This window comes from Saccharibacter sp. 17.LH.SD, from assembly GCF_009834805.1.
GTDB lineage: Bacteria > Pseudomonadota > Alphaproteobacteria > Acetobacterales > Acetobacteraceae > Saccharibacter.
In genome coordinates this window covers 677,924-701,336 of record NZ_WVHO01000009.1, presented here as the reverse complement: position 1 = coordinate 701,336, position 23,413 = coordinate 677,924, and the positions used below count along the sequence as shown (strand labels likewise).

Genomic DNA, 23,413 nt, shown 5'->3' with positions numbered 1-23,413 from the left:
TTCAGTAACACGCGCTGCAATGTGGGTGATTTAGAACATAAGGTGAATGCTGAGCATAAGCCTGATGGTTCTGAGGTTATCCGTGAGCAAGTCCGCATTACCTCGCAGGGAATGAAAAAACTGGCTCATCTTCTTTATCAAGGGGAAAAAGGAGCCGCAGCATGACCCAGGCAGAGACGGAAAAGATGCTCAATAAAGCGATGATGGACCTTCAGGACCTCACGCAAATCCTCAATCTGATGGCGGGCGATGGCGCAACACCGTTGGGCGGTTCGATCAAGTGGCTTATCCCTCACTTTGAGGAGGTCGCCAACACGATAGACAAGGTGAATATGAAGCTTTATCTCCACGAGAAACAAGCTGCCTAACCCTATAAAGGAGCCGCCCCCAGAAGGGGCGGTTCCGCTTTAGTTGTAGCTCAATATGTAATCAACATAATAAACATATTTACCAGGAACCGGTGCTGGGGGCGGCAACTTAGCGCTACAGCCTCCTCCATCTTGCCAGAACTCAAGTGCCATGGGGCCAAAGTCTTTCCCCCCTTTTTCTTTCACAATTTGACAGTTTTTAGGGTAATAATAGTTATCAGGACCTTTGACGCTATCACAATAAGCGTCCACTCTTCCTTCTCTGTCTTCTTCTTGGGCGTCTTGGGGATATTGTGGCCTTACATAGAGGCATTCAGGCCCAGTATGTGGCGGCTCTACGGGGGCTTCAGGTATCTTTTCCATCCGGTAAGGATTCAACGGAACGATGTGCCTAATATTGCTCATGTCGTAAGGTCTTGAATAATCAATGAGCTTATAACCAGCAGGAATATATAAACATCTGTAATCTGCGATGGTTGTTCCTTCCTGCTGCTCCGCCGCTTCCTCAAAGAGAGGAATTTTCTGGCGAGCATAGGCATTACAGCTTGCTAAGGTGTTCTTCATGGGGGCCTTAGCGAGATCATTATCCGTGAGATAGCCTGACCGATTGCTTGACCTCACAATTTTCTGAAATGCCCAGGCGACCTCTGAATTTACCCCAGGGGCTTCAGCAACTGGCTCTGTACTCGCACCCGCTGGGATGATATGTCTTTCATAGGTCGTTGGCGTACCCGTGCTCGTGGGTAAGCTTGCGATTGTCACAAATACTAATGCGACAGTTCCTGCACTCATGTGATGCCTCCGCCTTTTCTTAAGCGCTCCGAAACGGAACAGCTTTTCATCCTCGTTGAGACTATTGGAATAACTATGTATGCGTTATTATGATTTGAGAATATGGCGCCCCAAGAGCCAAGATGAAATTAAGAAAATTAATAGAACACACAAATTTGAGGGATCGCAGCCTACTAATGGAGGATCTCTTGCGATTGGCACGGGAAACCTCCTACATCTCTCCAGCTATTTAATCCACGACAAACTAAACCAAACTTATAGTCCAGGAGGGATGCCGCAAACAGGCGTGTTTGACCCCGGGGCGTTGGATATTGATTTTCAGATTAGCGTCATTGATTACGCAAGCCCTATCGGTGGGGCCGAGGGGGCCAGCATCACCATTCGCGGTATTGACCCCGCAACAATAGGCCAAGCGTCCAGCCTTCAAGGAGCAACACTCCGCCTGAGTGCGGGAATGGGGCATGGATACCCGCTTGCCAAGCCTGAACAAGCCGGGGTTGTCCTTTACGGTCAAATCTGGTCACCTGTCGGCAATTGGGAGGGCGAGGATCTATCTCTTACTCTTTTCGTTCTGCCTTATAACGGGCACGCAACAACCAGCGAAAACACAAAGCCCAATCAGCCTCCAAAAGTGCCCACCTATACGTATCAGTGCAAGCGCGGAGCCTCTCTCAAAGAGGCTATTAAAGCGTCTATTCGGCAAGTAAGCCCGAATGTGGAGGTCATCTTCCAAACAGCGAACGACCCCGTAGCAACGGGCGATATCCAGGGTGTTTACCATACAGATCATGGACTTTTTGAAGCGTTAGCCGATTCCTGGGAAATTGCCACCAACAAACAATCACGCATTACGATTACCCCGCGGGATGGAAAATTCTTCTGTAAAGAACCACATCCTGACCAGCAGGCTATTCCTATCGCAATTGAAGAGCTGATCGGACAACCCACATGGAACAATGTGGCCAGCATTACGATTTGCTGTCCTCTCAGAGCGGATATTTCAGTGGGGGATATCATTACGCTTCCTGATGAAGCCGGCGCTATCGGGGCTATTCATCCGCAATCAGCTTTATCCTTCTCTCCGCCCAAAAAGAGAGCTTCCCTTTTCAGCGGCAAATTTACTGTCCTGCATGTCAATCATCTCGGACAATTTCGCTCTGCTGATGGTCAACAATGGATGACGGCCATTGATTGCTACCCCACTGTAAGTTGATAACTATGACTGATCTTTTCCGAAAAATTCCGCAATCGCCATCCCTAAGCCGTTCATCAAAAGCCGTTACGCGCCGCGTTGCCGACCGCACGCCTCGCACGTTCCCAGCCTCTATTGTAAGTATTGAGGGGCGGATTGTGACGGTTCAAATAGAGGCCAATAGTGACATTCCTCTACCGCTACTAACCATTCCCCTCATGGAAAGCGAATATGTCCGCACGCCGCTGCAACCAGGCTGCAAAGGGGTCATTATCGGGACACATGCAAGCACTGCCTTTCTAGCGGGCCTTGATAGCCGCCGCCCCGATATTAATGACAGAAAAAACACTCTTACAGGATGCGTCTTCATCCCGATTTCTGAAAAAGACTGGGCGCAGTTAGACGGGAAACGCCTCAATCTTTACGGCATTGATGGCGTTGAGATCACTGACCGCCTCAAAGGCTCTACACGCGTTGAGCTTACAAAAGACAAAGCGACGATCTCACAAGGCGAGATGACAAAGGCCGTTCTATCAGGGGACAGCATCACCCTCACGCAAAGGCTAACGAAGGCCGTGCTTTCTCAAAACACCGTCACCCTCACCACCGGCGGCGCGACCATCACCCTTGCAGGCGATAACGTTAATATAGTCGGCAAGCTCACCATCAACGGCAAAGCCTATAAAGACCACACACACACCAACGGAAACCAAGGCTCGCCAACGGGTGGGGTTATTGAGTGAAAGATCTAAACGAAGCGAGCTCTCATGCTAGAACAAAAGACCAGCATGTTATTATGGTTTTCAGGGAGGCAATCCACGACCGCATTTGCTATAAAGAGCACGAGTCAGTCAACAAATTGCAATGGACAATTTAATCTTGAAAGGCCATATTGGGGAGATCCTTTCCATCAACGATACTTCTAGAAAATTTTGTAACACCTTGTAATGGGGAAATTTTCTCTCTAAGTAGAAGGAGGAGCAGTTCTATGCTCAATATTAAGGAGGGGAAGAAAATGCGTACGGCAAGACATATTCTCCAAAATTTTGTAAGTGTTTTCACCGCCCTGTACTCACTCGGCGGTCCCCCCACGATCTATAGTTCCGTATCAGCTCATTCCCTAACCAACGCAGCATGGCGACAAGCAGGTCGGTCTTTGCGTGTGGCTCTAGAAGAAGCAGACGCTCAACTCATTAAAAATGAACAAATCTGAGGAACATCACCCAAATGTATATGGATTGAAGACAAATCACACCTATCTTCATTCTAGCGATCTGCCTACAGCAAAGCAAAGCTTGCGTGTCGGCAAAATGTCATTGCATGTTGGCCCCCTGCCAGCAGCGAAAGACCTGGAAGAATACTCTAAGATTGGGAAAGATGGTGAGGTTCTTCGCCTAATTTTAGATATGGCTAAAAAGAATAACGACACTCAGAATAAAACAGCATTACGTGCACAATGGTTTACTTTTATTAGTGATATATCCAAGACGGTGGTCGGGCTCATTTTTGGTCTGACATGTCTTCTGGGCTCTTACTATTTAGCGGTAACAGATCATCCCTACATGGCTGGTATTTTAGGCTCTACGGCTCTTTTAATTGGGCTATCCGTATTAGTCATGAGAGCTAACCCTTTTCCCGAACATACAAAAAAAGTCTCACCACATGAAGGCGATAAACATCTCTCCTGATTCTACAAAGGTGGCTGAGGTTTCTAGCCAAGTGTCGTCATGATTCTATGGGAAGCGCCTCTTTGGGGCCACTTTTCTTTGCCCTTCTCCCTCGTGGGAAAGCGCCCTTTCTTCTTGATGAAGGCTAGGGCTCTAGCCCATGAAAGACCTGAACGAAAATCAAGAGAGCTCGTTACTCCTCTCATATTTTTCTCGACCTGATACACTTCCCCGCTATTAACGAGGAAAGTGTGGCAGCCGTTTTTTCTTCTTTAAGAGTTTTACTCTTCCTCTTTATGATGGATATGGGCTTTATGTCTAAGATCGCTCCAAACATCAAAGATGACCGCCCCAAAGTGATCATCGTGATTCTTGGTGCAATGAACCACTGCCTTTCCAAATAGTAGAGACATATAATTATCATCAGCCTTCGCAAGGGTATCGCCCCCAACGCAAAAACTTTTATTATCCTTCTGACATTTTTCCTCTAACCCATTAAACTCTCCATCTGAAAAAAATAGGACTGCCGAAACTCCAATATCTGTTTTTATTTTACTCACTATAGTAGAACAAGTAGCCTTTCCGAATCCAGTTAAGTATATATCTTCACTTGAAATATTAGGTAAATCATCGAATAAATGTTCCCATGCATAGGTTGTTGCTGACGATACGGTTGCATCTGGATGTGATTTACACCACTTCTTTGCTGATGTAAAAACCTGATCTATTCTACCCTTGTATGAACTATCGATATAATTACTAATACATTTCCCACTTTTTTCTAAAAAACACAAAAGATCTATTCCGTTTATTTTTCCTGATATCCATTCTTCTATAAAAACTCCCTTAAGTGAATGATCAGGGACATCCACCCATTCCTGGCATGAAAGAGCTCCTAGATTTAATGTTCTCTTTTCCTCATTGGCATATGAATATTGTGAGAAAAACAACATGCATATCAGCGACAGCATATATACATAATACTTCATAATAACGATTCCTAAATTACAATAAAAACCCAATCAGGCTATCTGATTAATATGATAACGCAATAATAATTTATCACCCTCCCTATCCGGGAGGTTTTTTTTATGCCCAAAATGAAGGAGCCTTTCTCATGAGAGTTTGGACGCGCCAACATCAGCCGGATGGCTCGCGCCATTGGGTGGCGGTGGATGGTGATCAAGCCATTATCGCGTGGCTGCAAAATGCCCTGTTGCTGCAATTGGGAGAGTCTCCCTTTTGGGTCGATTGGGGCATTCCCATCACGCAAACACTGCTCACTCAGGTTTGGCCTGATTACTACACCACCATGACGCAACAACGCTTTGCGGGGTATTTCGCCTCCCTCACCATCATTCGCGAACCTCAAAGCGACAACCCCGCCTATCGTATCAATGCCATCCTTCCCGATGGCACGACATGGCAGAGCGGGAAGAACAAGTTCAACCAATCCTTCAGTCAAACGGGGCCGTATTAATGGCACTTCTTAACATTTCGGATGACCTCCTCTCCGCCCTAGAAAGCCAATATCCGGGCCTTTTCTCCACCCTCCTCAATAGTGGCGTGCAACCCACGGCCCCGGATGATCTTCGTAATGAGCTGATTAATCGCGCCACAGCCCGCGCACCGGGCCTGACCGCTAATCTCCCCGGCACACTCATTGAGGATATGGCCTCAACCGCTGTAGGGGCGCTCGCTCAAGCCGATCAAATGAAGGTAGATCAGATCAATTCCGTCTCCCCGCTCAATGCAAATGCGGCCTGGCTGGATCAATTTGGCGAGATCTACGGTGTCAAACGTGGAGCCGGCGCCAATCCATCGGCCTATGTCACCTTCATCGGCACGCCGGGCCTCTTTCTGGGGAAAGGCTTCCAGGTCAGTGACGGCACGCATATTTACGAGACGCAGAAGAATGTCACCCTGCCTAGCGATGGGACACTCGGGGACGTTTATGTGCTGGCCGTTCAGCCTGGAAAATATGTCACGCCCGCCCACAGCATTACCCAAATTGTCAGCAACTATCAGAATAACGCCTCTCTGACGGTAACGAACCCCCAGCCCGCAACCGTGGGCAGCGATCCCGAAAGTGATTCCTCTTCCCGCGCTCGTATTTTACAAGCTGGACAAGCCACAACGCAGGGCACACCAAACTTTATCAAAACCTGCATTCAGGCCGTGCCGAATGTGATTCCTCGCTCTGTGTCCGTCCCCATTATCACCGATAACGCGAATATCCCGCTCGCTTATCGCGTAACGGCTGATGGTGGCGACCCACAGCAAATTGCTGGGGCGATCTATGAAAGCTGTTTTGATTTGCTCACCCTGCAAGGTAGCGTCAACGCACTGGGATCTGCGACACAAGATGACCCCTGCACCATCACCACCACCCTGACCCACGGCCTCACCTCTGGCCAGACGGTCAGCATTGACGGTGCTACCGGCATGACCGCGATCAATGGGGAATTTACCGCTACGGTCTTGGACGCTTACCGCTTTACCATCCCTGTTGATACGCGTTCTTCAGCGCCTTATAGCGGCGGCGGTGTGCTCCTGACCAATGACCGTAACATCATGGCAACGGTTCAAGATGGCGCGGATAGTTACCCCATTACCTTTGTCCGCCCGCTTCAGCAAAATGTCCGCCTCGTCATTTTCTGGCAGACATCCGCGGTCAATATTCTCGATAATGAGGCCGCAGGGGATGTCATCGCACCGCAATTGGCCGACTATATCAATAACCTCGCCGTTAATGAGCCGATCAATATCCTGCAATTAAACGCAGTTTTTGAATCGTCCTTGCTGGAACTCATTCCCAGCAATCAAATCACGCGGCTTCATTTTGATGTGTATATTGACGGCATCCTGACCCCACCAGAAGGACAAAGCACCGTTATTCTGGGCGATCCAGAAAGCTATTTCGTCACATCTTCTGATCATATTCGTTTGGAGCGTGGATAATGCAAACACCCCTCCTCGCCCCAGCCACGCCCTATCAGCAATTCTCCGATGATGCGGACATCATCGCCTTTTTCGAGGCGTATAATGCCCTCATGCAAGAGATTATCCTCTGGATGGTGGGGCATCCGATGGCACTTTATATCGGGCCGGCCTTAACGGGTAATTTACTGTCTTATTGCGCGCTTTGCCTCTATGGCCAATTCCGCTACCGGATCAGTTACGTTGAGCTTCGCAGTGTTACGGGGGCGATTGATACCACCACCATTAACCGTCTCTCCGTTGATGAAACCGTCATCGATAAACGCTATATCGGAAACTCCATTAGCGACGATCTCTTTAAACGCATCCTGACATGGAACTTCTATAAGGGAGATGGTCTTAACTTCTCGATCCCGTGGCTGAAGCGACGGATTATGCGCTTTTTAACGGGCGATGATGGCCATGCGTGGCGCTTCAACAGCACCGACCCTGTGAGTGTCCGCCTTGAGGGTCGTAAGGTCATCATCACCCCGGACACCGGGCCGTGGTCTCATGATCTGGTGATTATCCTCAGCCGCATCCTGACAAATGGCATTTTGAACGTGCCGCCCATGTTTACCTTTATGGTCAAAACCTCCAAAAGCGCCGCCCTCTGAGGCGGTTTTTTTATGGCTTATTCCCAGGACCGCACCTCTCTATGACCTACCGTTACACCAACCGCGCCACCGCTCAGCTTGCGCAAAGCATCACCCCACGCGATACGATTATCACGCTGATTCCTGGAACAGGGGACGCTTTCCCGGCCCTCCAGCAGCCGACGGACCGCTTCGCCCTAACCCTCACCTCGGTTTCAAATCCCGATCAATTTGAGGTCTGTATTGTGATCGGGCGGCAAGGCGACCGTGTCACTGTCATTCGTGGGCAGGATAATACGACAGCACAATCCTTCTCCAGTGGGGATGTCGCCTCGCTCAACATGACGGCAGGTGTGTATGCGCTCTTCCCTCAAGCGGGCTATATGGGCGTCTTTGACCCCACCATTGCCAACACCATCAACGGCTATCAGAAGAACGCCATTGTTTGCGACCCCGATACGCCCGGCCTACTCTGGGTCAGCACCAAAGACGGCAACAAATCATCGCCTTCCGACCAAGATGGAGCATGGATTCATCTCACCGCAGGCGGGAACTATGCCGATGCAGGAGCCTTAGATACCGAAAAGAAAGACCGGCAAAACTCCGAAGCGGCTTTGCAGAATAATTTTGAAGACGGAATTAACAATGAAGCTTCTTTGAGAGCACAAGCGGATAAACAACTTCAAAGCGAAATTGACAATGAGGCAGCCTTAAGAAAACAGGCCGATAATCAACTTCAAAACGAGATTAATGACCTAGAGAGAAACAAGGTCAGCCGCTCAGGCGACACCATGACGGGCGCGCTCTTCTCGACGGGTTTGTATGACGCGAACGGTGGGAAAAGCACATTCCCTCTTGGGGCTCAACTTGATAACGCGCAGATTTACTTAGAGTTAAGCAAAACCTCTGACGGCACTATTCCAGCCTCGATCGTCTTCCGAGACGCTTCAGGAGGAATTCACCATTTTATCAATGTCACCTCAACCGGCAATCTCGTTTCACAACGGGGAAACCCGTTTCTTGAGGTTCCCTCCCAAGGAGGGCAGCCTATGCGCCTCGAAGCCTTCACGACAATCGCTGACAATGGCTCAAAGGTAACATTCCCCACGCCTTTCTCAGGGCCGCCTATCGCCATCCTTATGAACGCCCAAGAAAATGACTGGGACTGCGCTGCGGCACTGGGGACATGGACGGCTGAGGGCTTCACCGTTACCGATTACGCCCAGAACGACGCAAGCCGACCACAACGCGTCATCATCATGGCGGTAGGGCCCGCCTAAAAAATCAAAACTCCCGTACGCTCCTCCTAAGCTCTAGGACCTCCATACTATGTCTGACCTCAATAACCCCGCTGACCTTCCTTTAGCGAAGGCGGGGCGCCCGCTTAATCGCCTCCTCGGCACACAAACCGATGAGCATGGCGAAACCTCTTATTACCTCTTCCCACTCGACACGTCCGACGATGATGTCGGCCCTCCTGGCCCCCCAGGCGACCCAGGAAAAGACGCCTATCAACTTGCTGTTCAGCAAGGCTTCCAAGGCACCGAACAAGAGTGGCTTAAAAGTCTCGTTGGCCCCAAAGGAGACAGAGGCGACCCAGGCGAAACCGCTTATGAAGTCGCGGTCCAACAGGGGTTCCAGGGAACTAAAGCGGATTGGTTAAAAAGCCTTGTCGGTCCCAAAGGCGACCCCGGCCCGTCTGGGGCAGGCCAAGTAATCGATGTTCCTCTTGCCCCTGGCTGGAATACGCAAGGCCATACTAATGATGGCGATGTGGCGAAAGGGTCACTGAACTATGCGGGAGGGATCACAACCGCTCTTGGGGTAGGCGATAATTACGGGCAAGGGCCGAGCTGGTCTTACATCCATCTCAAACCCGCCCAACAAGCCAGCAATCCACAGGCCAACCCTGATCTTTACCTAACCTTCACGCAGAATGGGGAGCTTGGCTATACCACAGAGAATAACGGCAGGCCCCAATATCACTTCATCTCTAGCCCGTCTGATATTTATCATGACACACCCATCACCAAAACGGGGGTAAGAAGCCAGCAAAACCGCCGCGATCAGCTCTATTTGACCGACACAAACGGCACCTTCCACGGCGTCACTGAAAACGCCATTAGTGGACAATTTGGGTGCAATACCGCCCAAGGGCAAAAGCCTTTCTATAGTCTTTTCCTCTCGGCTGATGGTACTGAGGCTCTCTATGCGGCTGAGGCTGACCCCAACAGCTTTGACCCGTCAAACCCACTTCTCAGTTGGGGTGCACTGACAACCACAAAAGGCGTGCTGCAAGGCACGGCAGGCTTTGGGCGAAAACAATGGGACGCCCGCGTTGGCAATGATGGTGAGACCATGACCATCTATAACGATATTGGACCCGCTGGAGCCTTCGCCGATACCAAAATCACCATTGACGCCTACCCTATTGATGCCGGGCTTGTTGGTCGGCTTCAGCCGGTCTTGTGCCTGCCAATTGCGAATGAAGACGGCACCTGCACAAGCTTTACTTTCCACGGGGCCGCCGGGGCTTTTTACCGCTTTGTCGCCACGGGACGCCTCGCGTCCTAAAAGGACGTTCCTCTATGTCTTACTTAACACGGGCGCGCACCGTGCCCTTGTCGCTTCTTCCCGATTGCCCGTTGCAATGGCCGGATAAATATCAAAGCGACATCCTCGATTACGCCCTTGATCCGGCCTTATGGCTGAAAGATGGGGGCGACACTCTCACCACTATGAGCGTCATCATCCCCCCAGAGAGCGGCCTTGTTCTGTTGTGGTGGAGCCTCATCAACGGGAAAGCAGCCCTCGCCTTAGCGGGCGGCAATCCTGGCGCCACCCTCATCAACGTCACCCTCACAACCAATGCTGGGCGGCGTTATGTGGCGGTTGTGACGCTCACCATTCAAGCGGACACGCCCCTTATCCCCGCGCCAACGCCGCCTCTTCTGCCCGGCGGCTATTGCATCCCGCCCACAAGCCTTTCTGATCAGAGCGCCATTCTCACCCTCCCCAATGGCGCCCCTCTCACCATGTAAGAAAAACCATGACCGATTGCACACTACCCCCGCCCCAGACCACGCCGCTCAGCACCCTCCCGCGTTATGACACCCCCTCCGAAGAGGATGCAGTGCTTGGGCTTGTCCAAACAGCGACCGACCCCACGCCTCGCGCCGTGCTGATCCCGCGCCATGTCCTCCAAGGAGGCAAGAAAGGTGACCCAGGTTTAAACGCCTATCAACTGGCTGTCCTGCAAGGCTATACCGGCTCGCTCGATGATTGGTTGGCGTCTATTCGTGGGGTGCCAGGGCCACCGGGACAGGACGCCTACGAAGTCGCCGTCCAACAAGGCTTCCAGGGAACACGGCAAGACTGGCTTCATAGCCTCATCGGCCCTAAGGGAGACACGGGGCAAGACGCCTATCAACTTGCTGTTCAGCAGGGGTTCCAAGGAACGCAAGAAGAGTGGCTTAAAAGTCTCGTTGGCCCAAAAGGGGACAGAGGCGACCCAGGCGAAAACGCTTACGAAGTCGCGGTCCAGCAGGGGTTCCAAGGCACCGAACAAGAATGGCTCCAAAGCCTTATCGGTCCCAAAGGAGACCAAGGCAACCCAGGAGATAATGCCTACCAAGTTGCAGTCCAACAGGGATTCCAAGGGACCAAAGCGGACTGGTTGAAAAGCCTCATCGGACCAAAGGGCGATCCGGGAGACAACGCCTACAACATCGCCTTACAACAAGGCTTCCAAGGATCAGAGCAAGACTGGCTGAAAAGTCTTGTCGGGCCGCGTGGTAACCCTGGCCCCCAAGTCTCCCTCATCGCCCCACGCCTCACCACCACAGACGGCGTAACCTGCTCCTATCTCCATATCTATCGTGACGGTGGCGCGGGCAATCTTGAAACGCTCTCCTACCCCAACGGGGTATCGTATCAGTTCCCACCTTTTGTCCAGGCTGTAACGCATATCTATCGCAGCCCGTGGAATGGAGAACAAGTAACCGTCATGAGTGAAATGGGACAAGCTGCAGGCACAAACGGCCCACGTATTATCTCAGTTGGGGCTAAAGAGTTTGTTTTCCAACACCCTACAGGCTGGCCGGGATTTGCCTCGGAAGTCACAACCTTCATCATTTGGGGTGTTCCCACATCTTCCTAAAACACGAAAGGACGAACCATGGCAGATCAAATATTCGGCGGTCATGATTTTGGTGACCCTGACAATTCAGACCCGCGTTTCAATATGGAGAATATGCTTTCTACCGTTGCACAAAACGATCTTAATGATCTTCGAGAGCAGCTCGAACTTCACATGATTAAGCGTCTTTGTGGGCCTAAGACCCTCGCCTACTATGAAGGTCTGAAATATATCGCAAATGCCCAGCTAGCCTGGGGCAACCTTCCGCCAAAACCAGCTTCGCTTGACGATTAATATACCGCCCTTTGAGGCGGTTTTTTTATAGGGAAAATAAACATGACAGAAACCGATCTCGTGAAGCGAAGCGAGGTTAATGAAATGCGCGAACGGATTGTCACATTAGAAACCAAGCAGCAGCACGCTCAAGAAAGCATTCAATCACTGTCTGACAAAGTAAGTCTTCTTTCTAGTCAAATGAGCAAAGGATTTACCGATATCTCCCACCAAATGACACAACTCAACAGCCGGAAAGCCATGCTTCTGACTATCGGCGGCGGCGCAGGTGGTGGCGTTGCCGTTGGCTTGTTCTCCCTCTTTAAGCACTATTTGGGAGGGTGATATGGCTGGTTTAGATCTCTCCCAACTGAAAGCGGAGATTGTGCGCCCTACTCTTAAAGCGATCGGGTTATGGTCTCTCGCTGCGGAGAACCTCTTAACGGGAACGGCCCTCGTTGAAAGCGGCGGCGTTTATCTTCGTCAACTCGGTTCTGGCCCAGCGCTTGGCTTGTGGCAAATGGAGCCCTTCACCCATGATGATTGTTGGCAGAATTTTCTGAAATTCCCAGCTCATCACAGCCTTGCAGATGCCATTCTTGCGATGCAAAGCCACGACCAAACACCAAGCGGCCAACTCGTCAGCAACTTACGATATGCCTGCGCCATGGCCCGAGTGAAGTATCTTCGCGCCCCGGCACCATTGCCCAGCGCTCAAGACGCTATCGATCTGAGTTCTTATCATAAGCGTTGGTACAACACACAAGGCGGCGCGGCTGATGAAGTCGCTAACATTCCCCATTTTGCCGACGCCATTAGGGCTTAGGAAGGCGAACGGGCGGCGGATTGCTCTCGATAAAGGACGCTCCCTTTTCGAGCCATTCTGCCACATCGGAAGGAATGGTGACCTTCCCTCTCGCCCACTGTCTGACTGTCGCTTCTGCCCTATCAACAATACGAGCAAAGCCACGCTGGGACCAATGCATGAGCAAGAGGCACTCACGGAAGCGCTCCGGTGTCATTTGTCTTTCTCCTACCATGTATAGCCGATCACAACACCAATCATCAGGGACACAACGCCAAGAACAGAAAATAACGTTATCAGTCCTTTGGATGTTTCAAAAAGCCAAGTCATCTTCTTTCTCCTTTTATTAGGAGAGAGGGTCACCCCTCCCTCCCCACCATGTCAGGAACGACTGACATAGTGACCGATTACAGCCCCCAAAGCCATCAACACCGATACCACAGCGCAGATTGTCTGCACGATGGTCATGATGAATGTCAGGTGAGCACGTTTTTCGGATTTATCGCTCATGAAAGGAACCTTTCACTAAGTGTCGAGCCCAATTGCCGCGACAAGTCTTATATACGCATAATGCGTGCATAAGTCAACAAATTAGCAACCTAAACCCGCCTTTTACGGCGGTTTTTTTATATCAGAGGTTTTATGTTTTCACTCTTCACAAAGCTTCGCCAATGGATGCAGCAGCCAACAACCCTTACCGGGTTCTCTCTCCTCGTTGCAGGGATCGCGGGCGCATTTACCGGGGCTTTGTCTCAAGAAATGAGCACAACGCTCGTCTTGGCAGCGTTACCCTCCCTCCTGCCCGACAACTCCACTTCTCAGAAGATCGGTCAGACGGTCGCTCCGATGATCATCAGTGAACTGGAACGAAGGCATCAGGAGACAGCAGCCTCCAACAAGCCGCCGCATAGTAACGCATGAGCATCTATCTAATCGTCGGGGCTGCTATGTTTATCACGGCAGTTCTCGTCGGGCTGTTCACCTTCGCATATCGTGCGGGTATCCACACGGCCAAACTCAAAGAGAGCGAACGTGACGCCTCTCTTGACGAACAAACAGCCCTAGCGGCCCGGCGGATGAATGAGGCCCAAACAAACGGCATCAGAAGCAATAATCAACTTCTTGATGTGCTGCGTAAGGGAGACTTCTAATGCGTGCTGTCGTCTGCCTTGCCCTACTACTTGTCACGTCATGCGCCCCTGTTCGCCTTAAACCGCTCTGCCCACCTCTGGTGCATTACAGCTTGCAAGAACAACAACAGGCAGCGCGTGAATTGCGGGCTCATCCCGACATGCAGGAACTACCAGTTATGATGCGGGATTATGGGAATGTGCGTGCTGAGTGCCGTGCTCTATCCTAGGAAGCCTGAACTATCCTTACGGATAAACTGCCGTGTCAATTTCGTGTCAATTATGATGAGGAATCGTGACTTTTTGCGAACTTTCGTGAACGACCAACGCTACCAGCATACGCACGAAGAGGGCTAAAAAACAGCTATTTTCTGGGGATTTTATCCGGTCGGGGTGGTGGGCGCAACAGGGATTGAACCTGTGACCCCTACCATGTCAAGGTAGTGCTCTACCGCTGAGCTATGCGCCCCCGTCCGGTGGTTGGGTATTTACCTAAGCTACGGAGTTGTGGCAAGGCATAAACGTGAAAAAAATTCAAAAATTCTTCTCTTCTGTCTGGCCAGCCCTTCTTTCTCCTGATCATTCAGGGGATCCTGTATCATGCCACACACCAAAACCTCACCTGCTGTCTCCCCTGCTTCTCTCCTCACCACATGCAGGCCGGCAGTACACGCAAGATTTTCTCAGCACGACCAAACTTCCACTTCATGAACTGCAAAAAATGGAAGATCGTTTTATCGATAAACTGCTTGATGGAGCCTCATTACAACATATTAGCGTGATTCAAGCCCTCTTTCCTCGCAGCTTCTGTGATGTAAATCGTGATTGGAAAGAACTGGATATTTCCATGTTCTCTCCTCCTCTCAACCAAGAGGACCTCACCCACAGCTCTAAAGTAAGCGCTGGATATGGTGTCATCCCCCGATGTATCTCTCCGGGACGTGCCATTTACCGTTATTGCCTACCCGCTGCCGAAGCCGAGAAACGTCTTCTTGCCTGTTGGGTTCCCTATCATAAACTTTTAAAAGATACGCAGAAACAACTTACTGAGACATTCGGGTTCTCGGTTCTTCTTGATATTCACTCAATGCCACCTTTAGCCCAACAACGCCCATGCGATATTGTCCTCGGTGACGTACACGGACAGTCTTGCGCTCCTGTCTTAATTGATTTCATCGATAATGCTTTTTCTCAGAGAGGGTATCACGTCCAACGTAATACACCCTATGCTGGCGGTTATATCACCAACCACTACAGTCAACGCGCACAGAAACAACATACTCTTCAAATTGAGATTAATCGGCAATGCTATCTTAATCTTAATACGTTAAAACCAAACAAAAACTTTTATTCCTTCAAGAAGGATATACACAGTATATTATCTCACCTTACTAAATGGTTGCAAAGTGACGGTAGAAACACCCTATCTTCTTCGTAGAAAAAGAGAATTCTAACTCTTAATTCTACAGCTTCTGACGTGCTTTGATCTTTTTACTCACCGACAACGCCACCTCCTCCCGAAGCTTTTGAAATTCTTTTGAAGCCTCTCGAACAGCTTCCACGATATGTGGATCTGCCCTTGCAGGGCTACCATCATGAAAGGGAGCAGCAGGATCATATTCCATTGCCAGTTGAACCCGTCGGGCGCGATCCTCTCCAAAAAGTTCTGCGCAAAATGTCAGAGCAAAATCAATACCTGATGTCACTCCCGCACCTGTGACACGATTCCGATCACGAACAACCCTCTCCGACACTGGGATAGCGCCAAACAAAGAAAGCTGGTTAATCGACAACCAATGACATGTCGCCCGATAGCCACTTAATAACCCAGCGGCTGCCAGAACAAGAGAACCCGTACAAACTGACGTTACCCATGACGCTCCAGCGGCTTGTTTGGACAGAAAATCCAAAACATCTTGATCTTGTATTAAGGACAACTGCCCTGGCCCTCCAGGCACAAATAAAATATCAGCCTGCGGACAGTCGAAAAATGTTTTTGTTGGACTTAATTGAAGACCTAAATTGTCCTTTACGAGATCCAAGTTTTTCCAAACCAAATGTATGTCCATTTCTGGGAAACGCCCCATCACTTCAAATGGTCCTGTTAAATCGAGTTGGTCAAACCCCGGATACAGCAACATAACAACGTGCATAACATCCCCCTTTTTGCATGCGGACACATTCCTAGATAGGACTAAATTGATTACAATTATGAAATAAAATTACCGTTTACAGCAAGCCCTTTTCAAAATTTGAGTATCGGCTTGAGAGTACTAATTGGTGATGATGTAAGGCTGATCTAATAGGTAATTGCAATGCCCTGTTGCAAAGTTAGGTTAAGGACGCAACCACTTAATTTATTTTGCATTTCAAACGGTGTAAACGCCGAATTGTCTTTCGACCAGACGTGCTTCTCCCATGAGGCCTTTCTGATATTGCCAGAGTGAGGCCTGTCCTTTTTTAAGGGCGTGCATAACCTCAAAACCCTTGATCGTCGCGTAGGCTGTTTTTAGGGTGTTGAACCCACGAACCGGCTTGATGAGCTGCTTGAGCTTGCCATGATCAGATTCAATCACGTTATTCAGATACTTCACCTGACGGTGTTTCACCGTATCCGGAAGTTTTCCGTCTTTCTTGAGTTCGCTGATCGCAATGCCGTAGGTCGAGGCCTTGTCCATGTTGATCATCTCGGGCTTCTCCCAGTCTTTCAGACCGTTCAGCGCCTTGGCCACTTTGGCATTCCGGGTCGGAGACAGATAACGATCAATCGTATCACCCGTCTTTGTCGACGGCCCTATACAAATACGTCCACTTTCCTTTGACCCTGATGTAGGTCTCATCAACCCGTCAACTGCGCACGAAGCCCGGGCGTTTCCAATACCAGCGCACAAGTGTTTCTCCATTTCGGGCGCATAGCGCTGAACCCAACGGTAAATCGTTGAATGATCAACGCTCACACCACGCTCGGCCAGCCTGGTTTTAAGGTCACGGTAGCTGAGCCCGTAGCGGCAATACCAACGAACCGCCCACAAGATCACTTCGCCTCGAAAATAACGCCCTTTGAAATCACTCATCCCAACAGCTCCGCTTCAAAGCCGACAATGGTTTCAGATATCAGCCCAAACTTTGCAACAGGGCCCTTTACGCTCCCAGGTCCAGAAATTCGATCTTGCTCGAACGCAGGAGACCGCAACGCATGTAGGCGATCGTGCTGGTGCCCGGGATCGCCACAGCGTCGATCAGGCCGGGAATAGTCCGCGTGCTGGCCGTAAACTGGCCGTTACGTTCGCGGATGATGATGTAGTCGTCGTTGACTTGCGCGTTGAAGGAGCGCATGTGTTCCCACCATTCGAGACGGTCCGGACACTCGCCATGGGTGTCGGACTCATGCAGGAGCGCGCCGCTTGCCGCGTCATAGATGCGGAGGCCACCGACATAGGCGCGCTGCAGTACTGAACTCGAAATGGTACGACTGACAGCGAGGAACCGACCGCAGCTTGAGAAAGCCATTCTCTCTGCCGGTATAAAATCACCGAATAAGCCTTCGAGGGTCCGGACGATCTCTCCCGTGCTGATCGACAGGAGATTGATTCCCTCCCGTGATGTCGCCAATGCGATGCGATCCGTTCCCTCATGGATGGCGATCGCCCTCGCGAGCACTTTAATCACCCTATTTGGGAAACGGCAGGTTTCGATTGCATGACTGTCATAAAGTGTAATGTCTTCGGCCGTCCCAGTATTAGGGTTGGTAAGGATGTGACGTCCCGTTTCAGACAAAGCGATCTGCCCAGCCTGCCACTTGAAGCGGGGCCGCTCGCTCAGGGCCGCAGAAAACGAGACCTCTCCCGAGCGTTTCATATCGATCGCCTGAAAGGAGCACGTTTCTCTATACGGGTCTCTCGGATCGGAAATCACCAGATCGTTGTCTGTGAAGTAGATCTCCTTGCTCACATCCGGTCCGGTCCGCTCGACGGCGGCCAGAAGCTTGCCTGAGACATCATAGACGGAGATCAGGCCGCCAAAATTTTTATACGCTGCGATCATATCGCCGCGGCGGGAAACTGCCAAAGCCTGGCAAGGCTGGTTGAGCGGGATGGATACGAACCTGCGTGCCGACATGAAGCTTTTCCCTGATTGAGTCTGTTTTTGCTTCAACACCGCCATTGCCAACAGCGGTGCGACACATAGTGCGGAGAGCCTTCGTCGGCTGAATAAAACGATTTCCCGACCTCCCCTCGCTAAATAGATATCAATTCATTTATAATTCGTAACATTTTGTACGGGAGAATTTTTGTTTCGTAAAGCAACTTTGCTGCAGAGTTTTGAATGAGCTGAGAATCTCCTGACTTATTGTTTTTCAGCGCACCTAAAACGTTGCAACAGATCCATCGCTTATCTCATTACTCCCTCTTTACACTCCCAGACGAATGAAAAATTAGAGATTAAACAGACCATCACTTTACCTGGTTGATCCAAACAGATATGGTCAACAGCATGGCCGGATTGTATAAAGGGAAGAAGTTCCTTGGATATCCCTAAACATTTAGCGCTGTTACACCACTGATCGAGAGCCCACCATGTCTACTGCATCTGATATCAAATTTGAAAGCCGTTTCGGCGTAAAGCATAAACCACGTCGCATTCTATCAATTGTGTCCAATACTGCTGATCTCAAAGGGTTTCCAGTTGGGTTCTTTGGTGAAGAAATGACGCGTGCTTTCCTATCCTTCATAGAAGCTGGCCATCACGTGGATTTAGCCTCTCCCAAAGGTGGGGAAGTCTTGATCGACACCCATAGCGACCCACGCACACTTAACGGTGCTTATGCCGATGACCTTATTACGCTTGGCTTCGTGCATCATGCGAAATTCGCAGCGATGCTGAAAAATACATTGTCGATCAGTTCCATCAATGTGGACGATTACGATGCTGTCTGGGTTGCTGGCGGCGGTGGGCCACTCCTCACCTTTAAAGATGACACGGCACTCCACGCATTAATCGCCTCCTTTTACGAAAAAGGTAAGATTGTTGCGACAATTTGCCACGGTTCCTCTCTTCTGCTTTGGACAAAGCTTTCCGATGGTCGGTTGTTAGCCGATGGGAAAAAATGGACAGGATTCACTGACGAAGAGGAAGAAGAAATCAATACCGCTTTCGGCACAAAGTTGAATACGTACACTATCCAAGATGAAGCCACTAAAATTTCTGGCACAACTTTTGTATGTCGTGGCCCAAATGAAGCTTTTGCCATCCGTGACGGTCGTCTCATTACAGGCCAGCAACAACATAGCAGTGCACTCGCCGCTGACATGGTTCTCAGCGCTTTAGATGAATATTGATCACCTTATCAAACACCACACACCTCATTTCTTCCCATCTTTTATACGCTGCTCTTTAAATGCGTAAGATAACAAAGCATTTGGGAAGCAACACAGCAGGGACATTTACTGAAATTCAGTGGATATCCCTGTGGCGTGGTCAATGAAGTGTAGTCACTGGTTATTTAACACGAATTTTTGGGCAAGCTTCAGAAACATAACAGCCCCAACATCTGATATTTGTTGAGATGGATTAGGGTCTGTTAAGCTTGCATCAATTGTGGATTATAACTTTACGATCCCTAGAGCCACGTCAACGCGATTATTTTTGCTGCCGTGCAATGAATCGCGCAAATGGTGGACACACATTCAGAGACACAGCCCACCAATAAGGTAAGGTCCTGCACGCCCAAATCCCCATGAAGAAGGGCAGAGAGCCTACTCTCAAAAACCTCCTCCCCTTTCTTATGTGAACGTCCCAGCCATCCCACCACTGCATATTCGCCCTGCAGAGATCTATCGGCTGAAAACAACAGAGATGCGCTAGGCTCACTCTTGTGAAAAAAAATTTACGATCCGGAGGGATTGTCATGAGAGCTGCTGTCGTTGGGAAGAACCGTAAAGCTGAAATCGTAGAACGCGAGATCCGTGCTCCAGGCCATGGTGAGGCCCTGCTTACAATGGAATGTTGCGGCGTCTGCCATACCGATATCCATGTTTTGAAAGGTGACTTCGGCGATAAAACAGGCGTCATCATCGGGCATGAGGGCATTGGTATCGTTACGGAAGTAGGGCCAGATGTTACGGCCCTCAAAGTGGGTGATCGTGCGAGTGTTGCGTGGTTTTATAGCGGATGTGGCCATTGTGAATATTGTACAACAGGCCGCGAAACACTATGCCGTAATGTCAAAAATGCGGGCTATACGGTAGACGGCGCTATGGCAGAAAAATGCATTGTCCCTGCCGACTATGCTGTCAAAGTGCCAGATGGTCTTGATTCAGCCGCCGCCAGCAGCATTACATGCGCCGGAGTAACAACCTATAAAGCCGTCAAAGTATCGGGTATTAGACCGGGCCAATGGATTGCCATTTATGGTCTTGGAGGGCTTGGAAACCTCGCTCTGCAATATGCCCATAATGTCTTTAATGCCAAAGTCATCGCCATTGATATCAATGATGCTCAGCTTGAATTTTCCCGTTCGCTCGGCGCAACTTTAACGCTTAACCCAAAAACGGATGATGTCCCCGCTATTATTCAGGAAAAATGTGGCGGCGCACACGCATCTGTTGTCACTGCTGTCTCGCGACTGGCCTTTAACTCTGCGGTTGATGCGGTCCGTGCAGGTGGTCGTGTTGTGGCGGTTGGCCTACCCCCTGAAAAGATGGATCTCAGCATTCCCCGTCTTGTTCTTGATGGCATTGAGGTCGTCGGCTCTCTTGTAGGCACACGCAGTGACTTGGCGGAAGCCTTCCAATTTGCAGCAGAAGGAAAAGTCGTCCCCAAGGTGACTATGCGGAAACTTGACGAAGTTCAAGAGATCGTCGAGGAAATGGAAGCAGGAAAAATCCGCGGTAGAATGGTCGTAGGATTTAATCACAAATAAATACAGCAAAAATTGTGAATCAATAAAAACAATTGAGGCCCCATTGGAGGACTCAATTGTTTTTATGTGTGTGAGCAGGAATAGTTCTTTAACGCTTACTAGAGTTTTTTAGAATTTAAAGAATAACGTTTCTTCCCATATGAAAGAGATAAGTATGATGAAAAGCGTTATTTCTGATCAGAAATCATGACTAAGCCCAGCACCCTCAAGAAATACTTCATGAAAGACGATGGTTTTCCAAGGCTTATAAAGCCTCTAAGGCAAACTATGATTTGGTTAAAGCCATCGTCACCATGAGAAAGAAAGCCGAGTTAACGCAAACCGAACTTGCCGAAAGGCTTGGCACCACTCAATCAAGCATCGCTCGCTTAGAAGCAGGAGAGCGCTCTCCAACGGTTAAAATGCTCGAGCGCATTGCTTAGGCGACCGGAAAGGAGGTTTCTATTCGTTTCGTCACGCCAGCACCTCACATTCATCGCGCCATCAATATACTCTAAAGAAGAGGTAAGAGCTGAACTTCGTTAAGTTTTCGCTTAGAATAGGCTCTCTCCAAAAGCGCCCATCGTCCGCTTAAAAATGGGCGAATGTCTCGTGCTTTCTCGTAATTCCTGGCCTTATTGGCTTTTAGCCCGCATTTTTTTTGCAGCATTAAGAAATACCCTACCTCCAACAGTTGATATCAGTTGAGATGGGTTCGCTCTGCATGATTGAACGAAGGCCTCATTGAGCTCATTTCTATCGCTAACCTTACCAAGAAAACTGTCTCCCAACGTGCCAAAAGCTAAGGCGTTATCCATCCCTACTAGTTGACCTTGAAACCATGACAGAGCAAGAAGACCCATCTTATCCTTCTGGTGAAGGTTGAAGAAATCGCATGTCTTATGCCCAACTCCTAAATCTAAGTAAGTTTTTTGGTCTCCCTGCCCGTCGCTGAACTTTTCTTTTTGTGAATCTGAATTAAAATTCAAAAACATAATCATAGAGACTTGCAACAATGTATTATCACTCTCTTTAGAGCAATTAGTATTAAGCATTGGAATAATGCCGTTATTATCTTTCACTGCACTGAGAATACTTTTTTGTTTAAATATAACTACTCGGATAGTATCTGTACCCGACAAATAGCCCTGCACCCATGAAAGCATAAAAAAATGGCTCGTCCGGCCTTGATATGCATTATACACACTACACTTAAGGTTTCCCATTTCTGACGGTGAGAAATCGCTCGGCGTTTCATCCGCCGCTTGCGCAGAACCATAAGCCAATGTTGCTCCCACGATGAGAGAGAAAAGACGAAGGAGCTTCATGGGCTTATCATTCCTATTTTAAATCACTATCATACGCACAAATGCCTATGTCACTGGACTGTCCAGGAAACACTTTACGCATCTTTTGCTCATTTGTCATGCAAAGCGAATTTCATGGCCCCTGATATGGGCGCATACACAACCGAGCACCTTTATGCTGGTTAAGGCCGGTGAAAGTGTTTTGCTTGGACTGAAAGAAGCACCTGATTTTGCTCACGGGAAAGATGGAAGTGCCCTCGTCCTGAAGTGTCTGTTCCCCGCGTCGATATTGAACATATTCGTGCCAGGGCTGGCCTGTCACAAGCTGAATTTTCTAAGACCATTGGCGTTGTGAAAGGAACTTTCCAAAATTGGGAGCAAAGGCGGCGATCCCCTACAGGCCCGGCCATGGTATTGCTCGCTATGCTTGATAAAGATCCATCTTTAGTAACGCGGTTTTTGTCTGGTCATTAATTGAAAACTCCAAGAGTCCATACCATGTGGCTACCCAGAGAAAGATAAAGAGTGCCCCCCCCCACACTAATGAGTACTGACCATAATATTGTAATGAACACTACCTTTAACCTTGTGACGACATCTTGTTTCTCTTGACCTGACATTATGCTACGATCTCCATTGCTGGGCTTACATTGATTGCGGGTTGTAACCCTACAACCTTTAAGGCTTCCTCTACACGACTTACTTTGCTTTCATGCAAGCGGCGGATGATCACTTCAGAGACGCCTAGACGTTCACCAAGGGCGCCGTTTATCAGTTTCTGCTCAATCATCGCTTCACGCAGCGCAAATTTCATAGACTCTAATACAGGCACATAGACAAGCGGGCGTCCGTATGCTGGTGTTGGTTTGAACAGTGGCAGACCATCTTCCGAATAAAAAGATAAGGCGGCCACTAACAGGTCAGACGCTTCTTTTAAGCATTCCTGACTCTTACGGCCGTCTTGTCGCACTAGGAAGCCCGGCAAAGGCGGCTGTTATGATTCCATCGGAGTTTCCTTCAAAATCAACCGGGTAGGCATATTTCATGATTTCTCTTCCTGCTCGCTTTAGACATACCGTCATGAAGGTTTGATACGATTTCCTGTCTTTTTACGCTTGTCGGTAGCAAGCTTAATGCAGGCCGTTGTCAAAACCACTGAAGTTTAGGAGCCTCCCTAACTCTGCAAGGACTGTGCAAAAACTTGCCAGTAAATTCTAAAGACTCGCGTGGAAAAAACAGGAAAAAAGGATTAAGACGAGGAATGG

Annotated in this window: 31 protein-coding genes, 1 tRNA gene and 1 pseudogene; 23 read left to right on the top strand and 10 right to left on the bottom strand. The window is 49.4% G+C overall.

What is annotated here, in order from left to right; genetic code table 11:
* Positions 1 to 161: 161 nt before the first annotated feature.
* The gene (locus GS501_RS04555; RefSeq protein WP_160830635.1) at positions 162 to 368 is read left to right on the top strand and encodes a hypothetical protein; all 207 of its coding nucleotides are present in this window, start codon (positions 162 to 164) and stop codon (positions 366 to 368) included.
* A gap of 39 nt (positions 369 to 407) precedes the next feature.
* Here GS501_RS04555 and GS501_RS04550 read toward each other — a convergent pair whose 3' ends face one another.
* Positions 408 to 1,160: a hypothetical protein gene (locus GS501_RS04550; protein WP_160830634.1), complete on the bottom strand. Its 753-nt coding sequence runs from the start codon at positions 1,158 to 1,160 to the stop codon at positions 408 to 410.
* A 79-nt stretch (positions 1,161 to 1,239) separates the two neighbouring features.
* On the opposite strand from GS501_RS04550, the gene GS501_RS04545 reads away from it, so the two are divergent.
* From GS501_RS04545 to GS501_RS04530, 4 genes are all read left to right on the top strand, one after another.
* Positions 1,240 to 2,373: a hypothetical protein gene (locus GS501_RS04545; protein ID WP_160830633.1), complete on the top strand. Its 1,134-nt coding sequence runs from the start codon at positions 1,240 to 1,242 to the stop codon at positions 2,371 to 2,373.
* A 5-nt stretch (positions 2,374 to 2,378) separates the two neighbouring features.
* Positions 2,379 to 3,095, top strand: coding sequence for a hypothetical protein (locus GS501_RS04540; protein WP_160830632.1), 717 nt, complete (start codon positions 2,379 to 2,381; stop codon positions 3,093 to 3,095).
* Between the two features lie 245 nt (positions 3,096 to 3,340).
* Complete coding sequence (locus tag GS501_RS04535) at positions 3,341 to 3,565, top strand: hypothetical protein (RefSeq protein WP_160830631.1); 225 nt, start codon at positions 3,341 to 3,343, stop codon at positions 3,563 to 3,565.
* Positions 3,552 to 4,040 (top strand): hypothetical protein, encoded by a 489-nt coding sequence (locus tag GS501_RS04530; protein ID WP_160830630.1) that lies wholly within the window; start codon positions 3,552 to 3,554, stop codon positions 4,038 to 4,040. The genes GS501_RS04535 and GS501_RS04530 overlap by 14 nt, the downstream gene beginning before the upstream one ends.
* Before the next feature lie 260 nt (positions 4,041 to 4,300).
* On the opposite strand, the gene GS501_RS04525 is transcribed toward GS501_RS04530, so the two are convergent.
* A complete protein-coding gene (locus GS501_RS04525) occupies positions 4,301 to 5,008 on the bottom strand; it encodes a hypothetical protein (protein WP_160830629.1) in 708 nt (235 codons plus the stop codon).
* A gap of 128 nt (positions 5,009 to 5,136) precedes the next feature.
* Between GS501_RS04525 and GS501_RS04520 the strand changes: the two genes are divergently transcribed.
* From GS501_RS04520 to GS501_RS04475, 10 genes are read left to right on the top strand one after another with little or no spacing between them, the layout of a single operon-like run.
* The gene (locus GS501_RS04520; RefSeq protein WP_160830628.1) at positions 5,137 to 5,499 is read left to right on the top strand and encodes a hypothetical protein; all 363 of its coding nucleotides are present in this window, start codon (positions 5,137 to 5,139) and stop codon (positions 5,497 to 5,499) included.
* Complete coding sequence (locus tag GS501_RS04515; protein ID WP_160830627.1) at positions 5,499 to 6,980, top strand: baseplate J/gp47 family protein; 1,482 nt, start codon at positions 5,499 to 5,501, stop codon at positions 6,978 to 6,980. Before GS501_RS04520 ends, GS501_RS04515 begins: the two co-directional genes overlap by 1 nt.
* Positions 6,980 to 7,615 carry a hypothetical protein gene (locus tag GS501_RS04510; RefSeq protein WP_160830626.1) on the top strand — a complete coding sequence of 212 codons (636 nt, stop codon included), beginning with the start codon at positions 6,980 to 6,982 and terminating at the stop codon, positions 7,613 to 7,615. Before GS501_RS04515 ends, GS501_RS04510 begins: the two co-directional genes overlap by 1 nt.
* A 41-nt stretch (positions 7,616 to 7,656) precedes the next feature.
* Entirely contained in the window at positions 7,657 to 8,874 is a 1,218-nt protein-coding gene (locus GS501_RS04505; RefSeq protein ID WP_160830625.1) for a hypothetical protein, read from the top strand.
* Positions 8,875 to 8,923: 49 nt separating this feature from the next.
* Entirely contained in the window at positions 8,924 to 10,168 is a 1,245-nt protein-coding gene (locus GS501_RS09845) for a hypothetical protein (RefSeq protein ID WP_202405293.1), read from the top strand.
* 14 nt (positions 10,169 to 10,182) lie between these two features.
* A complete protein-coding gene (locus GS501_RS04495; RefSeq protein WP_160830624.1) occupies positions 10,183 to 10,635 on the top strand; it encodes a hypothetical protein in 453 nt (150 codons plus the stop codon).
* Positions 10,636 to 10,643: 8 nt separating this feature from the next.
* A complete protein-coding gene (locus GS501_RS04490; RefSeq protein ID WP_160830623.1) occupies positions 10,644 to 11,753 on the top strand; it encodes a hypothetical protein in 1,110 nt (369 codons plus the stop codon).
* A gap of 18 nt (positions 11,754 to 11,771) precedes the next feature.
* Positions 11,772 to 12,026 (top strand): hypothetical protein, encoded by a 255-nt coding sequence (locus GS501_RS04485; RefSeq protein WP_160830622.1) that lies wholly within the window; start codon positions 11,772 to 11,774, stop codon positions 12,024 to 12,026.
* A 42-nt stretch (positions 12,027 to 12,068) separates the two neighbouring features.
* Complete coding sequence (locus GS501_RS04480; RefSeq protein ID WP_160830621.1) at positions 12,069 to 12,350, top strand: hypothetical protein; 282 nt, start codon at positions 12,069 to 12,071, stop codon at positions 12,348 to 12,350.
* Between the two features lies 1 nt (position 12,351).
* Complete coding sequence (locus GS501_RS04475; protein WP_160830620.1) at positions 12,352 to 12,831, top strand: hypothetical protein; 480 nt, start codon at positions 12,352 to 12,354, stop codon at positions 12,829 to 12,831.
* Here the strand turns inward: GS501_RS04475 and GS501_RS04470 are convergent.
* A complete protein-coding gene (locus GS501_RS04470) occupies positions 12,821 to 13,027 on the bottom strand; it encodes a helix-turn-helix transcriptional regulator (RefSeq protein ID WP_160830619.1) in 207 nt (68 codons plus the stop codon). The two genes, GS501_RS04475 and GS501_RS04470, sit on opposite strands and share 11 nt — an antisense overlap.
* A 164-nt stretch (positions 13,028 to 13,191) precedes the next feature.
* Positions 13,192 to 13,320: a hypothetical protein gene (locus GS501_RS10055; RefSeq protein WP_255429069.1), complete on the bottom strand. Its 129-nt coding sequence runs from the start codon at positions 13,318 to 13,320 to the stop codon at positions 13,192 to 13,194.
* 132 nt (positions 13,321 to 13,452) lie between these two features.
* Here GS501_RS10055 and GS501_RS04465 point away from each other — a divergent pair, with 132 nt between their 5' ends.
* Genes GS501_RS04465 through GS501_RS04455 form a run of 3 tightly spaced genes read left to right on the top strand, consistent with a single transcriptional unit; the run spans position 13,453 to position 14,170 of the window.
* Positions 13,453 to 13,731 carry a hypothetical protein gene (locus GS501_RS04465; RefSeq protein ID WP_160830618.1) on the top strand — a complete coding sequence of 93 codons (279 nt, stop codon included), beginning with the start codon at positions 13,453 to 13,455 and terminating at the stop codon, positions 13,729 to 13,731.
* On the top strand, positions 13,728 to 13,961 hold the full coding sequence (locus GS501_RS04460) for a hypothetical protein (protein WP_160830617.1): 234 nt from the start codon (positions 13,728 to 13,730) through the stop codon (positions 13,959 to 13,961). Before GS501_RS04465 ends, GS501_RS04460 begins: the two co-directional genes overlap by 4 nt.
* On the top strand, positions 13,961 to 14,170 hold the full coding sequence (locus GS501_RS04455) for a hypothetical protein (protein WP_160830616.1): 210 nt from the start codon (positions 13,961 to 13,963) through the stop codon (positions 14,168 to 14,170). The genes GS501_RS04460 and GS501_RS04455 overlap by 1 nt, the downstream gene beginning before the upstream one ends.
* A gap of 164 nt (positions 14,171 to 14,334) precedes the next feature.
* On the opposite strand, the gene GS501_RS04450 is transcribed toward GS501_RS04455, so the two are convergent.
* Positions 14,335 to 14,409, bottom strand: a tRNA-Val gene (locus GS501_RS04450).
* A 54-nt stretch (positions 14,410 to 14,463) separates the two neighbouring features.
* Here GS501_RS04450 and GS501_RS04445 point away from each other — a divergent pair.
* Positions 14,464 to 15,378: an N-formylglutamate amidohydrolase gene (locus GS501_RS04445; RefSeq protein ID WP_370517933.1), complete on the top strand. Its 915-nt coding sequence runs from the start codon at positions 14,464 to 14,466 to the stop codon at positions 15,376 to 15,378.
* A gap of 25 nt (positions 15,379 to 15,403) precedes the next feature.
* Here the strand turns inward: GS501_RS04445 and GS501_RS04440 are convergent, their stop codons facing one another.
* The 3 genes and pseudogenes from GS501_RS04440 to GS501_RS04430 form a co-directional block, all read right to left on the bottom strand.
* On the bottom strand, positions 15,404 to 16,093 hold the full coding sequence (locus GS501_RS04440) for a DJ-1/PfpI family protein (RefSeq protein WP_160830614.1): 690 nt from the start codon (positions 16,091 to 16,093) through the stop codon (positions 15,404 to 15,406).
* A gap of 216 nt (positions 16,094 to 16,309) precedes the next feature.
* Positions 16,310 to 17,014, bottom strand: a pseudogene (locus GS501_RS04435) (IS6 family transposase).
* A gap of 67 nt (positions 17,015 to 17,081) precedes the next feature.
* Positions 17,082 to 18,059 carry a hypothetical protein gene (locus GS501_RS04430; RefSeq protein ID WP_160830613.1) on the bottom strand — a complete coding sequence of 326 codons (978 nt, stop codon included), beginning with the start codon at positions 18,057 to 18,059 and terminating at the stop codon, positions 17,082 to 17,084.
* A gap of 458 nt (positions 18,060 to 18,517) precedes the next feature.
* Here GS501_RS04430 and GS501_RS04425 point away from each other — a divergent pair, with 458 nt between their 5' ends.
* From GS501_RS04425 to GS501_RS04415, 3 genes are all read left to right on the top strand, one after another.
* The gene (locus tag GS501_RS04425; RefSeq protein WP_160830612.1) at positions 18,518 to 19,279 is read left to right on the top strand and encodes a type 1 glutamine amidotransferase domain-containing protein; all 762 of its coding nucleotides are present in this window, start codon (positions 18,518 to 18,520) and stop codon (positions 19,277 to 19,279) included.
* 569 nt (positions 19,280 to 19,848) lie between these two features.
* Positions 19,849 to 20,862 (top strand): alcohol dehydrogenase AdhP, encoded by a 1,014-nt coding sequence (adhP, locus tag GS501_RS04420; protein ID WP_160830611.1) that lies wholly within the window; start codon positions 19,849 to 19,851, stop codon positions 20,860 to 20,862.
* A gap of 293 nt (positions 20,863 to 21,155) precedes the next feature.
* A complete protein-coding gene (locus GS501_RS04415; protein ID WP_160830610.1) occupies positions 21,156 to 21,284 on the top strand; it encodes a helix-turn-helix domain-containing protein in 129 nt (42 codons plus the stop codon).
* A 192-nt stretch (positions 21,285 to 21,476) separates the two neighbouring features.
* Here the strand turns inward: GS501_RS04415 and GS501_RS04410 are convergent, their stop codons facing one another.
* Complete coding sequence (locus GS501_RS04410) at positions 21,477 to 22,169, bottom strand: hypothetical protein (protein ID WP_160830609.1); 693 nt, start codon at positions 22,167 to 22,169, stop codon at positions 21,477 to 21,479.
* Positions 22,170 to 22,415: 246 nt separating this feature from the next.
* Here GS501_RS04410 and GS501_RS04405 point away from each other — a divergent pair, with 246 nt between their 5' ends.
* A complete protein-coding gene (locus tag GS501_RS04405) occupies positions 22,416 to 22,622 on the top strand; it encodes a DNA-binding transcriptional regulator (protein WP_237442394.1) in 207 nt (68 codons plus the stop codon).
* Positions 22,623 to 22,767: 145 nt separating this feature from the next.
* Here the strand turns inward: GS501_RS04405 and GS501_RS04400 are convergent, their stop codons facing one another.
* Positions 22,768 to 23,061: a hypothetical protein gene (locus GS501_RS04400; RefSeq protein WP_160830608.1), complete on the bottom strand. Its 294-nt coding sequence runs from the start codon at positions 23,059 to 23,061 to the stop codon at positions 22,768 to 22,770.
* Between the last annotated feature and the right edge of the window lie 352 nt (positions 23,062 to 23,413).

Bases quoted from the DNA above. Each gene is read 5' to 3' on its own strand.
- GS501_RS04520 (WP_160830628.1), top strand. From the start codon at position 5,137: ATGAGAGTTTGGACGCGCCAACATCAGCCGGATGGCTCGCGCCATTGG.
- GS501_RS09845 (WP_202405293.1), top strand. From the start codon at position 8,924: ATGTCTGACCTCAATAACCCCGCTGACCTTCCTTTAGCGAAGGCGGGG.
- GS501_RS04480 (WP_160830621.1), top strand. From the start codon at position 12,069: ATGACAGAAACCGATCTCGTGAAGCGAAGCGAGGTTAATGAAATGCGC.
- GS501_RS04430 (WP_160830613.1), bottom strand. From the start codon at position 18,059: ATGTCGGCACGCAGGTTCGTATCCATCCCGCTCAACCAGCCTTGCCAG.
- GS501_RS10055 (WP_255429069.1), bottom strand. From the start codon at position 13,320: ATGAGCGATAAATCCGAAAAACGTGCTCACCTGACATTCATCATGACC.
- GS501_RS04465 (WP_160830618.1), top strand. From the start codon at position 13,453: ATGTTTTCACTCTTCACAAAGCTTCGCCAATGGATGCAGCAGCCAACA.
- GS501_RS04475 (WP_160830620.1), top strand. From the start codon at position 12,352: ATGGCTGGTTTAGATCTCTCCCAACTGAAAGCGGAGATTGTGCGCCCT.
- adhP (WP_160830611.1), top strand. From the start codon at position 19,849: ATGAGAGCTGCTGTCGTTGGGAAGAACCGTAAAGCTGAAATCGTAGAA.
- GS501_RS04525 (WP_160830629.1), bottom strand. From the start codon at position 5,008: ATGAAGTATTATGTATATATGCTGTCGCTGATATGCATGTTGTTTTTC.
- GS501_RS04555 (WP_160830635.1), top strand. From the start codon at position 162: ATGACCCAGGCAGAGACGGAAAAGATGCTCAATAAAGCGATGATGGAC.
- GS501_RS04440 (WP_160830614.1), bottom strand. From the start codon at position 16,093: ATGCACGTTGTTATGTTGCTGTATCCGGGGTTTGACCAACTCGATTTA.
- GS501_RS04535 (WP_160830631.1), top strand. From the start codon at position 3,341: ATGCTCAATATTAAGGAGGGGAAGAAAATGCGTACGGCAAGACATATT.
- GS501_RS04510 (WP_160830626.1), top strand. From the start codon at position 6,980: ATGCAAACACCCCTCCTCGCCCCAGCCACGCCCTATCAGCAATTCTCC.
- GS501_RS04530 (WP_160830630.1), top strand. From the start codon at position 3,552: ATGAACAAATCTGAGGAACATCACCCAAATGTATATGGATTGAAGACA.
- GS501_RS04515 (WP_160830627.1), top strand. From the start codon at position 5,499: ATGGCACTTCTTAACATTTCGGATGACCTCCTCTCCGCCCTAGAAAGC.
- GS501_RS04485 (WP_160830622.1), top strand. From the start codon at position 11,772: ATGGCAGATCAAATATTCGGCGGTCATGATTTTGGTGACCCTGACAAT.
- GS501_RS04505 (WP_160830625.1), top strand. From the start codon at position 7,657: ATGACCTACCGTTACACCAACCGCGCCACCGCTCAGCTTGCGCAAAGC.
- GS501_RS04470 (WP_160830619.1), bottom strand. From the start codon at position 13,027: ATGACACCGGAGCGCTTCCGTGAGTGCCTCTTGCTCATGCATTGGTCC.
- GS501_RS04415 (WP_160830610.1), top strand. From the start codon at position 21,156: ATGAGAAAGAAAGCCGAGTTAACGCAAACCGAACTTGCCGAAAGGCTT.
- GS501_RS04460 (WP_160830617.1), top strand. From the start codon at position 13,728: ATGAGCATCTATCTAATCGTCGGGGCTGCTATGTTTATCACGGCAGTT.
- GS501_RS04495 (WP_160830624.1), top strand. From the start codon at position 10,183: ATGTCTTACTTAACACGGGCGCGCACCGTGCCCTTGTCGCTTCTTCCC.
- GS501_RS04545 (WP_160830633.1), top strand. From the start codon at position 1,240: ATGCGTTATTATGATTTGAGAATATGGCGCCCCAAGAGCCAAGATGAA.
- GS501_RS04425 (WP_160830612.1), top strand. From the start codon at position 18,518: ATGTCTACTGCATCTGATATCAAATTTGAAAGCCGTTTCGGCGTAAAG.
- GS501_RS04490 (WP_160830623.1), top strand. From the start codon at position 10,644: ATGACCGATTGCACACTACCCCCGCCCCAGACCACGCCGCTCAGCACC.
- GS501_RS04455 (WP_160830616.1), top strand. From the start codon at position 13,961: ATGCGTGCTGTCGTCTGCCTTGCCCTACTACTTGTCACGTCATGCGCC.
- GS501_RS04550 (WP_160830634.1), bottom strand. From the start codon at position 1,160: ATGAGTGCAGGAACTGTCGCATTAGTATTTGTGACAATCGCAAGCTTA.
- GS501_RS04540 (WP_160830632.1), top strand. From the start codon at position 2,379: ATGACTGATCTTTTCCGAAAAATTCCGCAATCGCCATCCCTAAGCCGT.
- GS501_RS04410 (WP_160830609.1), bottom strand. From the start codon at position 22,169: ATGAAGCTCCTTCGTCTTTTCTCTCTCATCGTGGGAGCAACATTGGCT.